The sequence below is a fragment of the Dyadobacter sp. HNCC25DJ184 genome (assembly GCF_056895215.1).
The window spans coordinates 38,321-53,120 of the sequence record NZ_JBXHAQ010000002.1; the positions used below are offsets into that span (position 1 = coordinate 38,321).

Genomic DNA, 14,800 nt, shown 5'->3' on the forward strand with positions numbered 1-14,800 from the left:
TAAGGGGTTTATCGATTGTGCTTTATGAATTTTAAAATTGAACTCCGACGCTTGGCGTGGGCACGGTTCTGGGATCAGTAGTTGGCGGAGCGGGCATGAAGAACAGCGAAGTAGATCCGCCCAAATCACCTGTAACTCCTGATACATCCGGCGAGACTCCAGGATAACGGAACGGCAACCTGCCCGGTAACGGCATACCAAACTGCTGCAGTTGCTCACCCGCCGTCTGCAACGACCCCGGCGGGAAGTTGGACCCGGTAATTTGAATCGGAACGACGGACTCACCCGGCGGCGGCACAAGCCTAACAATCGATGGACGTCCGGGAATATTAACTGTCTGAACGGCAGTTTGGGGGGGCACTCTAAACTGGAAAGTCTGGGCGCCGGAAGTAGGCGTTACTTCGCCATGCCATGCATATGCGCCCTCACCCCATTGTCCGGTTTGTCCTCCGGGCGACACCCTCAAAGCTCCCTGCGCTTCTATTTGCGCTCCCGATGAATTCGGAATGACCTGATTCAATACGTTTCCCCCCGTCGGACTTGCCGCGGTTGAGTGCGTAAAGGTTTGTCCCTCGGCCGCGGTCGTGGTTGTTCTGGTAACACCCGCTACAGCCTCCACGCTCCTTTCCGTAGCGATGGCCCGTTCTACCGCCTGCGCGCCCGGGCCGACTCCTAATCGTTGAGCAATGCGTTGCCCGAGACGTTCAGCTGGTTCACGGATGGCAGCTACAGCTCTGGAAGCACCTCTACCAACCACTGACTGAGCAACTCTTCTCGCAACTCCACTAGCGGCCTGCCCCACGGCACTTGTTGCAACCCGGCTCACAAAAGCCCTACCAACAGCAGTCCTCGCCACGGCGCCAGCGGCGGCTCCCGCTCCTGCAAATAATCCGCCGGCAATACCTCCGATCAGTGCTGCCCTTCCAACGTGGGCTTCCCTGTTGTCTATTCGGGCTTCCACTAGTTCGCCAACGGCGCCTCCAGCAGCGCCACCTACGATACCACCTATTATAGCGGCCCCGGCAGCTCCGACCAAAGGTCCTGCCAAACCGGCCGTCGCGACGGTAAGTACAGTTCCTACCACCACCGCAGCGGCGATACCGATAACCTGCCCCCAACTCAGATGCCCATTCGTGTCGTTGAGTCGAACAGGATTTGATCTTGCATAGCAATATAAATTCAGTCCATCGCCCAAGCCAATCGGGTCGGGGTTCAGCCACCTTCCAAGCCAGGGTAAATAATAGCGTGCGCTGTGGTATTCCAATCCCGTTTCGTCGTCTCTTTCCATACCGGTATATCGGTAGCGTTTGGCGGCGGCTCGGATGGCGCTGCTTTTCGCCTGATATGCTGTGGTACCATATGGATGATATTCTTCATAGCTGATCACATCGGCCACCAAATCCAGTTCAAGTGCAGACGAGCCGACATGGTTGTATAACGAATATCGAATTACGCGTTTGTCAGTTCCATCGTCCACGTCATTTCGTGTTTCGATCATGACAAAACGATGTCCTTTGTCCATCAGGCTCAGCGATATCCTTTCCAAACCAGCGGCTGTTCCAGTATGCTTTTTGAATATCTCGTATCCTGAAACATAGATTCGTTCTTCCTTTTTTGTCGGATTATTCGTTGCCGAGAAATTCTCAGTCACCTTTCGGATTCGCTGACCAGTTCCATCATATTGGTAATAGGTCGTGATCGGTATATTATCATCAGTACAGCGTTGCCTCGACGTCAAAACTACTTCGTCCTTGAAATTCCATGCTATTTCTTCAAGATGCGGAAGTTCGGTTAAAAAGCCGTGTTGCGGATGATGGGAGTAATTCGTATAGTTTTGAGGCGAGCCGTTATCACCTATATGGGTATTGACTAACCGATTATTAGTGTTTTCGTATTCGTAAGTTCTGGTCCAGTTCGCATTGGCTGCCAGATGTTTCATCTCTTTGATATTACCAACTGCATCATACTGATACTTTTGAGTATAGTTTCTGATGGCCATCGGATCTCCCGGATTGAGGGATTGCACAAAAAAGCGATCGTTCCAGTTATCACACTGACCAAAATTTATCGCCGTACCGTTTTCTCTGCCTGTCGCTTCCACCAATCGATAAAGCGCGTCGTAGGTATATGTGCTTGCTGGTTGAACCTGAAAATTACTGAAAAACCGGGTCGGTATGCTTTTGTCTTCGATATGCGTTATGTTTCCGGCCGGATCGAAGGTGTAATGTAAGTCCTGCAGCAGGCTGTTATCTTTTCTGCTGCTTTTCAAATGTTTCAGTCGCAGCGTTTCCTTATCATATTCGTATTTTGTAACCACCTCATTATCATACAAAATCCGGCTTCGCTGACCCTTTTCGTTATAATCAATTTCTTTTATATATGTTTTCGTAAGACCCGGATTCAGATGCTCTACTGATTCGCTGTTAAGCAGGCCAGCCTCATTGTAAACAGGTGTCAGAATACTCGAGTCAGGTGCTATTTGTTTTGTGATCCGGCTCAGCGCATCCATTTCCACACTAAATGTAATTGCATCTGGTTCAAGGTCAGAGACTAAATTGGCGTCTGTCCAGTTGGCCACTTCCTTATATTTCCGAAACAATTTGCGCGTCGTAGAGACAACATGTCCTTTGAAATCATAAGCTGGCGTTTCTATTACACCACCCGTATCAAAATGATTAATCACCTTACCGAGAATATTGGTAGCCTGCAATGCGGCCTCGTTGAATCGATTGATATCCGTGCGAACGCCGGTAAGCAAGCCTTCACCATATATAAACCGTTCGAAAATATGGTTAAGAGGCGTCAGTCCATCGCCACCGCGAACAGTACTTTGAACTGGGCGATGCAAGACATCATACTCATATGAAAACTCATGGCCGCGCTCGTCCCAGGTCCGCAGGGGATTGCCCAGAATATTGGCCAGCAACCATCGCTGACCCGTATCCATACCGAGTTGATATACCTTGTTACCCAACATATCAAAGTGATGCTGCATCACTTTGTTTCCGCGGGCATCGGTTACAGCAAGCATATTGCCCTCTATATCCAGATCTGTTTTGGTATTATAAAATTCGTCTGCGTTTGTTGCAATATTCTTGTTGTGTTCAATCGCGAGCACCGGCCGGCCTAAGGTATCAAAATGAAGCTGGCTGGGCGTTTTGGCATGTAACGCAGTTTGGGCAGCAGCCTGCTGTTCTTTAATATCCGAGATGAAATCAGACCGGGAATTGTCGGTTCTTCTTTTGTACCAATCACTGTCCAGTACGTTGTCATTGGCATCTGACAAGACCTGTTTCCAACTATCAAACTCGACTGTTGAGAAACTCCCGTCGGGCATATCCGTTCGGACAAGCCTACCGAGGGCATCGTAGTACATGAGCGGAGTCATGCCAGTCTCAACGAGTTCTTTTTGATCTTCATAAAGGATATTAACCGAGAAATAGGGTTCATATCGCTTCACCGGATTGCCCTTATTATTCAAGATCGTTTTGCCAGTACCAATCCAGCGCAGGAATGGCGTGGTGTCAATATCGTTTATCTCAATGGCGTCATCCGGCATAATCCTAACCCTTTTTGCAAGCCCTGGTTCTGCCTGCGTTTTCTTCATCACCACCTGTCCATCGCCCGACGAATATTCAAAGCTCATCTGCAATTTACTCGACGGATTAGGGTCGCCGTTTTTATCTACGGTATGGGTTTCACGAAGAATTGAACCTACTACTGCAGGCTTTCCCGAACTCTGATATACATTAAAGTCGTAAAGGAAACGGGTCGTGGCATTTTGCAATAATTGGGCTCCAGTAGCATTCATTGCGGAAGAATCGGATACCCCTTGCGCATTAACCGGTGGATTAAAAAAGTTGTGAATCAAGTCCAGTTCGGCAGCACTTGTGGTTTCGTTCAATCCTGTCAAATCGTCGGCCTGGCTACCTTTCCCGAAAATTGCGGTCGCTTTTACCATTCCCAACTCATCCGTAATAACTTCTGAAATATTTGCGTTAATATCCCTCATCCGCCTGACAGAGAGCGTTCTGTAATTATAGGTTTCCAGAACTGACTTATTGCCGAGCGCATCCTCCGTTTCGGTAATGAAAAGATGATAGGTGTTGTCGTATTTTACACTGGTCTTTCCACCAAATGGTTCGGTAAAAGATATTGGAACAAAAAACCTGTTTTCTGCGTCCGCGGCTGTCTCAGCTGCAATGATATACTGTGTACTTCCCGAACGTATCCACCAGTTGCTATCTCCTTCATTATGAGCAAATTTTCCCTCAACCATCAGGTCGTCCGTGACTCTTCCGGTATATATATGTTCCAGCAATTCGGGGGTATATGCGAGCTGGTAATTTTCGAAAGGCAAGGCCAAAGAGTGAAGCTGGCCCAGCGGCAACGGATCCAGCAGATTATCGTTGTAAAAAATCGTCCTGGTGTGCTCAATAAGCCGCTTTTGTACCTTCCCTGCGTTCAGAGCCTTATCTCTTTCATGGTATAATGCAGTATCCGAGTTGGTATTGCTCAGGATATCTTCGAAATCAGAAAGCGAATAAAAAGATCCGGCTTTATTAACTCCTTTTAACTCAAAAATTTGAACTTCGCACAGAGCTGGTAATCGCAAAAGATCAGGGTGTGTTACATCGTCATTTAATGTATCGGCTGTAAATCGATTTTTTGTATATGAAATACAGACTCTGTCCTGGGCAGCCTGCGTTTCAACAGGCAAATTATTGTCCCCGTTCACTCGAGGATATACGACCGAGGCCGACTCTAAAACTTGTCCATATGCGTCCAGTTTAATATTCAACGAATGCGCGATCCGCGGATCGCCCACCACACGCTCATAGCTATACGTAATAGCTTCACTTTCCATCACGACGAAAACGGCATGCTTGTTCTTTCCTTTTGGTTGAAGCAATTCGATGACACAGTTGTGGGTGGCAACACTAAAAGGTGTCAATTCTTTTCTGCGGGCTTCGGGTGTGTTTCCATTTCCCGCTGCGTCCCTTGCAAAGGTTTCCGTCCGTAATCCCATCCCCTTGCACGCTCGTAAGGCCTGCTGCCATTCATCAGGACTTAAATTTTCAATGATCGAACCTGGAATTCCTTCGCTGGCAACCAGTATCGCGTCAGGCAGCGGATGTTCGGAATGCGTTACAGCCAGGCCTTGCCGTTGCATTTCTTCATACCAATATTCATGCTCAAATTGCGTCAGTATCTTGTCTTTTTGTAAAAAAGCTCCCGTATGCACCCATTGCCTGGATATGACAGGTTGCTGATGAAGATCTTCCGCTGTAATATTAGTCGCGCCCGATTTGATCCAATGCTCAAACGTTTCTGAATCAATCTGTTCCACCATACCAAAGCCTCTGAATTCCTTTTCCGGATGGTCGAAATAGCCATGATGGTATTTGTATTCGGTGGCAAACTGGTGTCCTGTAATTTTGTCTTTATTAACCGTTTTGGAAACGCAGTGAACAGGAAAGTGTAATTTTGTGATCCACGGTTTCCCTGCCAGTTTATCTTCAATATAGAATTTGGTTGAAGCCATATATTCCATGGATACCTCCTTGCCCATATTGTTCTTGTAAGATGTCATGATATGCGGCTTCTTGCTGTTCATCAGATCAATATATTTCAGCGGCGAAGCAATATCTCCCGGCAAAGGACTGGACCAGACTATGCAGGAAACGCCGTTGCCCAGCAAGTCGGTCAAGCTGACTTTCGTCGCCGCATTGACTTCCGGAAATGCAGGTATCTCAAACGGTATGGCCGAAAACCGGTTGCCACTCAGATTTTTCCAGCACTTAAAAATATCATGTCCCAGATAAATAATATCCGGCGTTCCTGAGCCGTCGATATCTGCCAGTTTGACCAAACCAGGATTGTACATGTCTTCGGAGTCAAAGAATGGCGCCTGATCCATTGACACTTTCTTGCCAAATTTGCCATATCCAAGGTTTGGCCAGTAGCAAACTTCCCCGTTCCGAATCCTGACTATATCCGTAAGTCCATCGCCTGACATATCGGCAAGGAAAATGCTTTGCTTTGCCTCCACAAAAACCAGATGCGGACCCGCTTCTTCATCAAACGATTGAGCCGATTTTCGTGCCTCTTTATATCCCGAACGGCCTTTGGACTCATACCATGTAAAATTATTCTCCTCACCAATGAGCAAGTCCGCCATTCCATCGCCGTTGAGGTCGATCATGCGGGTGAATGGATCACTGAAATTGATATTGGGCAACTGTTTAAAATTCCGGTAAGGTTGCCACTCGTTATCATCGTCCAATTCAAAAAAACCTTTCGGTTCACTATTCAAGCTTACGAGCTGTTTTCCGCCGTCTGCGTCCAGGTCCACGAGCTGCAATTGACTTCCAAGGCCGACAAATGATGGTTTTTCCGAAACCAGTTTCGCTTTTTCAAAATCTCCATTTCCAAGGTTATGCTTATAATACCACCCTCCCATTTGCTCGGACAATATTCCCGCAAGTCCTTCATTATAAAGGTCCGTGAATTGATAGGAAGACTCATCCAAACCGACCGGCGCATGAACCAGCGAGTCTGTTGAAATGGTTTTCACCTCCGTGTTCCAATCATGTTTTTGATATTCAAACTCAAAGGGCGGAAGGCTTTGGGACGAATAACTTCCGTTTGTTTGTTTGATATGGCCAGACGAAGTAATTGATTTTAAATAAGTGAAATCCTGCTCTGTTGCAGTATCATATCCAAAATTGAGCGAGCGCGCCAGACCATTATATTCATTTTCTTCAAAACGATGAAAAAGCAAAACTCTTTTGCAAAGCCTCGTCGTCCGAATTTCGAACCCCGGTTTATAGTCTGAAAAAGCGTCCGGACGGAAATCCCAATTGTTGATTTGATCCACTTCATCACCTTCATTCAGCGTGCCGTAGTCGAAAACAGTTTCAAACAGAAATTCCGTGCTGGCCGGAAACGCGTCTCCGAAATTTTTGTACGGGGTCTTATTTCCGTAGCATATTTTATCAGGATATAGGTTGGTATAGGTTAGGTCGCCGTTTTTAACCCGGTTGCGGTTATGGATTTGATCCTCATCAAAACCGTGTATACTATCCGGTTTGTAAAAATATCGGCAACAATTGCCCTTATCATCGCATATGAACTCGGGAAGCCAGGTATATATTTTCGCCGGATTATCAGGATCTGAAATCCGTGCAGCTGACGACCAACCGAATAGCGTGGTGATATTCTCTTTCGTGATCACCCGCCATTTTATTTCGTCTCCTGTGTTGGCTGTCCAGCGTTCTATTCGTGCAAACAAGCCCTCGACTCTCGGACGATAGAACCTGATTGTGAACAGATTATCAAGAGATGATTTCTCTTTTATGATATATTCCCCATTGGTATCAACTGCAAATGTTCCGTCTTCCGCCTTCTGGAATTCAGGAACAAGATCCTCCGCCTCAGAAAACAGGAAGGTATCGGAGTCGATGGAATCTATATATTCGGGCAGACTTTTTTCTGTTTTACGCTTAATCGAAGACAAACTCAAGGTCCATCCCAATCCGAAAATGCCATTGCCAGACCCGGAATTATATGATAGCGAAAGGCCAGGCGCGATACCTCGCCCGCCTGCTTCTGGTAATGGAATCGAAAATGACGCCGTACCATTCACCGAATTCACCGAAAACTTTTCATCAATACCTCTAATCGCCCCGCCGCCTTTCGGCAGGGAAATGGAAGGTACCTCAATGGCGTTAGATTTTGTCTTGCCGCCATCTGTTTTCAAGAATCGGCTTGCATTGGAATTTGCGTCTGTCTCTTTTCTGTGTTGAGAACTGCTGTCCATAGGTTTAGTTTTGAAAACGGGAGTACGCGAATACAAAAGTTCAGCGCGAAGGAAAGGCCACACCCGTATTTTGAACTTCACTTATAAGGGTGAATTCCAAAATCCAGACAGCACTTTTCGCGCGTGTATTTTACTTTCGTTCAAAAGAAAGAGGCCTGAATTTTTACCTCTTCAAGTGGGTTAATATTCAATACAAATTGAATTGAATAAATATAAATACTTTAGCTTCAACTCGGTAGATGAATTTAGCATTCGGTTTACGTTTAGATGAAGTTCGGCGTAATATTTACTTTGCGGAACCATCGCAGTTCGGGGCGACCGATTGAGATAAGGAGATACAATCCTTTTCCAACCTTTTATAACCGATTGTCGTCTATGAGTTACTGCGACATTTTAACTGCCTTATCATGCAACGCTTTTTCCTTCTTTTGATCACGCTGACACTTTTGAATTCCTGCAAGGACGAAGCAATTGATCCAACCAAACGTGTCAGACCTGTTCGTCTTCAAATTACAGTGAGCGATGCTAACTATAAACTGAGTTGGGAGGGAATTCGGCTGGTTTGCATTACAACTCCCTGTCCGGATATTGCTGATCTAGAAGCAGAAGAATATGAAATTCAGATTACTAACGAAGAAATGGGGACATTTCATACCTATAAGACGGTTGGTGCGGACGTCAAATCGATGGATATACCAGTGGCAGGACAAGGAGAGCAGTTGGTTGCCCGGATCGTGTCCAAAGCCAAGGGTGCGCCGCCGGTAAACTCCGTCGCGGTTATGGCGACCAAAGGCTTCTTATCACAATCACTTTCCTATTCGGGATTTGGAACTTCGGTGTATGTGCAGGGCGGCGATGTAACACCCGATGGCGGAAAAACGACCTATTTTGAAACAGTCGATAACGGGCCCGGCAACAGCGTAACCTCGCTGTATATGGGTGATATGCAATATGAACGACCTGTTTCGTCGAAATTATTAAGTCAGTCGGGAGGGCTCTCTAAATTTTCTGAGGACGGGCTGCAAATCGCATATCTTTCACAGATAAATCACGAGTTGACCATTTTCGATATAGCATCCGGACAAGGGCGAATTATCCCACTTGAGAATGATGCACCGATATTTGGTCTAGCCTGGTCGCCGGACGGGAAATGGCTTGCGTTTAATACGAGTTCCGGGGAATCATCCCGACTTTGGAAAATACCAACTTCCGGCGGTGCTGCAATTCCACTTTCTCCATCCCTGTCAGTTAAAGAGTCAAACTATATAAGGCAGGCCGATATTGACTGGTCGCCCGATGGCAAACATATTGCGCTTTCAAGTGCGCGCGGAGGTAACACAGACGCAAACTGGCGCGCGACCGTTTCGTTATATTCCCCGGAGGGAAATGGAGAAATAAAGTCTTTCGAAACCCAACCCGGCTGGATCGACACCAATCCTTCATTTTCACCCGATGGGAAGAAAATTGCCTTTCTAAGTACCAGAACCGATCCATCTGCCTTTACATACAGTTTATGGATTCGGGATTTGGCAACCGGAAAGTCGCGACGGATCGAATTATTGCCCAACCTGATTCCTTCGGATGACTATGTCCCGCATTGGCTTGGAAATGAAAGACTGCTATTTATGGGTGCTCAGGAAGGTAAGAGGGGATATTTCAGTGTATTTCTTTAAAATCAGGATTGCCCAAATGCGGAAAATTGAGATATCACATTTAACAATTGATGACAGACATCTAGCCCATCATCAAATTGTTCCGGATATACTCTCAATCCATTTCACTTTCCGCGAGCGTCTCTTCCTCCAAAAAAGGATAATCGGTATATCCATGGGCACCTCCTCCATACATGGTCGCTTTATCCGGCTTATTTAACGCTGCGTTTAATTCAAAACGTTTTGGAAGATCCGGGTTGGCCAGAAATAGTGTACCATATGAAATGACCTTCGCAATACCTTTTTCAAGCTCCTGTTCTCCGGTTTCTCTGTTATATCCCAAATTACCAATCACAGTGTGGTGGGTGAGTTTGCCAAAAGTTTCCAGGATATTCTTTGGGTAATGAGGGAATTTCTCCTCAGGAAAATCTGCGTTCATGAAATGTATATAAGCCAGCGGCATCTTATCCAATGCTTCAATCAGCGGTTTGAATTGAGCTGCCGGATCTTCATGGACAATATTGTTATATGGAATTGCCGGCGACAATTTAATCCCGGCTTTACCATCACCGACCACTTCAGCCAGTTCCTTCATCACCTCTAAAACAAAACGATTACGGTTTTCCACATTGCCCCCATAGTCATCTTTTCTGTGATTTGAACTCTCGGCCAGAAATTGATTCGGCAGATAGCCGAACGCCGCGTGAAGCTCCACACCATCAAAACCAGCTTCCAGAGCATTGATAGCCGCCTGTTTATAATCCTTAATTACCTGTTTGATTTCGTCCAGACTTAAAGCCTCTGGCGTTTCATAGTCTGCCATTCCTTTACCGGTGAAGTGTTGCTGTCCTTGGATAGCGATGGCAGAAGGCGCAACGGGTAGTTCACCCTTTTTTACGGAGGTATGCCCTACCCGACCGGCGTGCCATAGTTGAGCATATATAACACCGCCCTTTTCGTGAACCGCACGCGTCACTTTCTTCCATGCCTCCACTTGCTCCTGTGTGTAAATACCGGGTGTATTAGGACTACCTTTCGCCTGCTCCGAGATATTGATCCCCTCCGTAATAATCAGTCCTGCACTAACCCTTTGCGTATAATATAATACCGTCATGTCACCTACAACACCTTCATCCGTGGCTCTGCTACGAGTCATAGGGGCCATGGCCATTTTATTTTTAAGTACATTATTGCCTAGCGTTATTTGACTTAATAGGTTCATTTTCAAGCTGTTTAAATTATATATAATTGGTATATCAAATAGATTATTAAGTTTTATCCAGTAATATTCGTTTATGGTAAACGAACCTGGAGTTTTAATTACTGCCATTATTAACATGGGCATGCTCGTCTTTAAAAGAATCGTACCGTTGACGAGAACTGTTCCCTTGCAGACATATAGCAAGTTGGTTATCTCATGTTTTGCCGAATCCGGCAAGGATGGATCTGAACCTTCGAGACGCCTCCTATTATAAATCCTTGTTTGGCAAGTGTTATGAAACCGACAACTTCTTTTTTGAAAGCTTCAAGACAAAATTATGGCAGCTATGTTATACATTTGTTATCTGTTACACAAAGGATACCAGTTACAAAAACAATACCATGGCAAAGCAACATATATGCATTACTGGCGAAAACGATCAGTGTGCCAAAGCAAGAATGACGATTCAGGACACACTGGATGTGGTGGGAGGAAAATGGAAGCTGATTTTGATTTCAATCCTCCGGGATGGAAAGAGAAGATTTCGGGAGTTATCGCGTGAGGCAGCCATTTCACCCCGAATTTTGTCGAAGGAATTGCAGGAATTGGAAATGAATGGTTTGGTGACCAGGACAGTCTGCGACACCAAACCCATTACAGTTGAATATGCATTAACCCCATATAGCGACACGCTTTCGGAGGTCATTATTGCCATGCATAAATGGGGAAAACAGCATAGGGAAAAGATTATTGAAGGGTCGGAAACATTGGCATAGCATCGTTGTACGTCATCTTGGAAACCTTGTGGAATACTATATGCGGAAAATTTTAAGTTTAATTTTAATTGTAATAAGTGCAATTTTCCTAACCTCAGCGCTGGTTTACTATATTGGTGTGCAAGGTTTTTCATTCGCATGGGCACTCAACTTTTTGTTGATGGCATGCGTGCTCATTTTTACCGAAACATTAAAAAGCCCGCTTTCTTCTCCTTACTATAACGATAAGGCTTGGGAACGGAGAGGTAAAATATATGAGTCTTTTGGTATCAATTTCTTCAGAAAATTATTGGTATGGACTGGCTGGGAGAAGCTGAATAAAAAATCGAACGCAATAGCAAAGGATACCAAAGCGTTAGCGCACCTGCATTATCAGACCAAAAAATCTGAATTGGGGCATCTGATTATCTTTATTGTCGTTCTGGGTTTCAATATTTTTGTGGCTTTCAGATTTGGGATTCTCAAATCGATGTGGTTATTAGTTCTGAATATACTTCTAAATCTATATCCCATTTTACTGCAACGCTATAATCGTCCGCGACTGGAACGAGCCATAAAGTTGAGTAAACGCTGACCAGCGACAAACCATGTATATGTCGTTTTTTCATTTGGTTACGGATAAAATTGTCGAGATCGTCCGCAGGTGGGTTGCATACAGGAAGTGAACAGGAAAGCAGCGAATCAGTACTTGACTCCCTCCCTATCCCCGCCTTACGCAGTTTTTCAAAAACTCCTTTTCCGACCCTTAGGAACAAGCTAATAAATCAAAGTCTCCATTCGCATCTTGGTGGCACCCAGTTTGATTCCTTATCAACAGGCGGTTTTGCTGCGAGATATAGGTCAAAAGCCACATCTAAGTTAATTTCCCGATACGCGGCTTCGCTCCTCGGCCGAACCTGTCGAACGCTCACTGGCTGCCTTCACCTGTCGTCGTCCGAATGAGCTGGAATATGTGAGTCGAACTACCCGCGGTTCGTATCGCTGAGACCAACCACTGACCTGACCGGCTACCAGATTATCTGTTTTAACCCTTAACCCTGTTGTTCTCAAAAGGTCGCTGATATTCAGGGTAATTGTCCCGTGAGAGCCCGATAATTTCTTTTTAAGCCCCAAATTCAAAGAACCAAGCGCCCTCACCCGCGATGTTCCCCAAAGGGTACTCGAAGAATAAATCGCTGTGAGCTCACCGGAAAAGTCGTATGGGAGCGAGAAAGAATGGCTATTATATATGTTTGCATTGACCAAATTCAGTTTTATTTCATTGCCCTCAGAATTGGTCATCAACCGCTGACCTGTGCCCGTCAGGTTTGTCTGCACTTTCCACCATTTGAAAATGTCAATTGGAAATGAGAAAAATAGAGTAAATGTACTCAAGGATCGAATATTCTGTGGAGTAATATAAGCCCGGTTCAGAGCCGAATCCAGCCTGGTGTGAAAACGATCCAAAGCATTGCGGTCATGGCTGAATTTCGCTGTCAATATATAGCTGTTTTGAAAACGGTAGCTACTTTGGAACGTATTGCTGATCGTTGGGAGCAATGCCGGGTTCCCAGTGGCAAATGAGTATGGGTTGAAAAACATTACCCATGGTGCGAGCAGATCATATCCAGGACGTTGAATTCGACGACTGTATGAAAATTGAACGCTGTTATTTTTTGAAAAATCATGCGTGATAAACAGACTGGGAAATAAGTTTCCGTAGCGCAGATTCACAATGGGTGGCGTATCGGGAGAGCCAATTTGGGTATGCGAATATTCGTATCGAAGCCCACCCTGAACTCGAGTAAATTGATTCAAGGCATGGTTCAGGTTCAGGTAGCCAGCCATAATCTGATCCTCTGCATCATAAGCCCTACTCAATGATGTGTCTTTTTCCCATCCATTACCGAGAAAATTGACAACGCTCACATCGTTGTGCAAACCCATCCATGTTGCTTTTAAACCAGCCTCTATTTTCGACTTCTCCCCAAGATCGCGATGATAGTCGCCTTTTAAAACCCAGATTCGGATCGGAGTTTCCTTGCGACTCTGAACCAGTTCGCTTCTTTCTTGATTGTTATCCGGGTAATGATAGTCATACGTATACTCATGCGGGTTGCTGTTCGAATAATTTAAAAAGTCAGCATCAAGTATCAGCTGCTGTTTCTTGTCGAAGCGATGCGTAAAATTAAGATTTGCCATTCCATGTTGCCAGTAGTTTTTCTCCTCGTCAAGCAGCATAATACGTTCATCCAAAACAACCGCACGGTATATATTCTGATGGCCTTGTGTCCGACTCTGTATCTTGTTTGAAAAGCCATTTAATAAACCACCGATTGAAGTTCGGCTCGTGATTGTATACTCAAATCCCAGCCTTGCCATGTGAAACGGGCGCAACGTTACTGAATTTCTAAGCGTTCTGTTTTGTGTAAATTGACCGTCAGAAACGAGATCACTGTACGTTTTTAGCTCCTGCCATTCCCTTACCCGCATAGCCGAATAATCTCCGAATATGTTTAGCTTTTTGCCTCGGTAATTTACGGTCAACCCGCCGTTAAGCTTTTCATAACGCCCCCATCCCGCGGTGAGGTTATATGAACCGTTCAGCCCAGTGTCTGATTCTTTTTTGAGAATGATATTGATAATACCGGCATCGCCTTCGGCATCATTTTTTGCTGAAGGATTGGTGATGAGCTCCACTTTTTCGATGTTACCGGCATTCATGCCACTCAGCATCTGCATTACAGCCTCCATAGGCAAGCGATTGATTTTTCCATTAATCATAATCACAACACCCGATTTGCCGGCCATCGACAGTGCGGCGTTCTGACGGTTGACCACAACACCCGGCGAACGTTCAAGTACATCCAGCGCACTTCCTCCGGCAGCACTGATCATTTTTTCAACATTGACGACCAGCTTATCTATCTGTTGTTCGTAAATTGGTTTCGCTGCCACTACCGAAACTTCATTCAATAATTTGGAATCAGTTTCCATAATCAGCGTGTCAAATATTCCGGAAAATTGTTGATCAGGCCAGGTAAAAACATCTGTATATACCTGTTTATAACCAACTCCGGAACATAATAAAAGGTATCTTCCCGACGGCGCATTTTCAATAACAAAATAACCGTTTTCATCAGTAGCGGCACCTTTTACCAAAGACGAGTCTTTTTCTGACAGCAGTAAGACATTAACGAACATGACGGGTTTACGGTCCGGATCAAGCGCCTGACCCTTAATGGATTGACCAACAGAAACCTGCACATATACAATAAAAAACAGCGAATAAAAGAGCAGTGATTTCAAAATAATTGACACAGTTAAAATGTTTTTTCGATAGTAGATGCAAAGTTCGCAGCACCTCCTG

Annotated in this window: 6 protein-coding genes; 3 read left to right on the forward strand and 3 right to left on the reverse strand. The window is 45.3% G+C overall.

What is annotated here, in order from left to right:
* Positions 1-31: 31 nt before the first annotated feature.
* A complete protein-coding gene (locus tag AC1XUD_RS03115; RefSeq protein ID WP_483359493.1) occupies positions 32-7,822 on the reverse strand; it encodes a SpvB/TcaC N-terminal domain-containing protein in 7,791 nt (2,596 codons plus the stop codon).
* Positions 7,823-8,229: 407 nt separating this feature from the next.
* On the opposite strand from AC1XUD_RS03115, the gene AC1XUD_RS03120 reads away from it, so the two are divergent.
* On the forward strand, positions 8,230-9,495 hold the full coding sequence (locus AC1XUD_RS03120; RefSeq protein ID WP_483359494.1) for a TolB family protein: 1,266 nt from the start codon (positions 8,230-8,232) through the stop codon (positions 9,493-9,495).
* Positions 9,496-9,589: 94 nt separating this feature from the next.
* On the opposite strand, the gene AC1XUD_RS03125 is transcribed toward AC1XUD_RS03120, so the two are convergent.
* The gene (locus AC1XUD_RS03125) at positions 9,590-10,696 is read right to left on the reverse strand and encodes an alkene reductase (protein ID WP_483359495.1); all 1,107 of its coding nucleotides are present in this window, start codon (positions 10,694-10,696) and stop codon (positions 9,590-9,592) included.
* Between the two features lie 380 nt (positions 10,697-11,076).
* Here AC1XUD_RS03125 and AC1XUD_RS03130 point away from each other — a divergent pair, with 380 nt between their 5' ends.
* Positions 11,077-11,451, forward strand: coding sequence for a winged helix-turn-helix transcriptional regulator (locus AC1XUD_RS03130; protein WP_483359496.1), 375 nt, complete (start codon positions 11,077-11,079; stop codon positions 11,449-11,451).
* A gap of 160 nt (positions 11,452-11,611) precedes the next feature.
* Positions 11,612-12,025, forward strand: coding sequence for a glycosyl-4,4'-diaponeurosporenoate acyltransferase CrtO family protein (locus AC1XUD_RS03135; RefSeq protein ID WP_483359497.1), 414 nt, complete (start codon positions 11,612-11,614; stop codon positions 12,023-12,025).
* A 284-nt stretch (positions 12,026-12,309) separates the two neighbouring features.
* On the opposite strand, the gene AC1XUD_RS03140 is transcribed toward AC1XUD_RS03135, so the two are convergent.
* Positions 12,310-14,739, reverse strand: a complete 2,430-nt coding sequence (locus AC1XUD_RS03140) for a TonB-dependent receptor (RefSeq protein ID WP_483359498.1) — start codon at positions 14,737-14,739, stop codon at positions 12,310-12,312.
* Positions 14,740-14,800: the final 61 nt, after the last annotated feature.